The sequence below is a fragment of the Vallitalea sediminicola genome (assembly GCF_054408565.1).
Genome location: NZ_BTPT01000311.1, coordinates 1 through 291 on the forward strand (window position 1 = coordinate 1; position 291 = coordinate 291).

1 pseudogene is annotated in these 291 nt (G+C 32.6%); it reads right to left on the reverse strand.

The window, feature by feature from the left end:
• Nucleotides 1-45: 45 nt before the first annotated feature.
• Nucleotides 46-291, reverse strand: a pseudogene (locus tag ACX6CF_RS26865) (hypothetical protein); the annotation flags it as partial.

Genomic DNA, 291 nt, shown 5'->3' on the forward strand with positions numbered 1-291 from the left:
AAAAAACCTCAATCTGATTAGTTCATGATTGAGGTTTTTTATTTATCAGCATTCCGCTCTTATTAATTTATTGTTTTTGATATGTCCGTTAATTTTACTGTTTAACGATTTGAATTCTTTTATAATTAAAACGCTACTCATTATCACAGTAAGCAGATCTCCTAGAGGCATAGCTATCCAAGCTCCTGTTTCACCAATGATCCTAGGTAAAATCAGTACAATAGGTATGAAAAATAATATCTGTCTTCCCATAACCAAAATAGCTGCTTTGCTCCCTTTCCCAATTCCTTG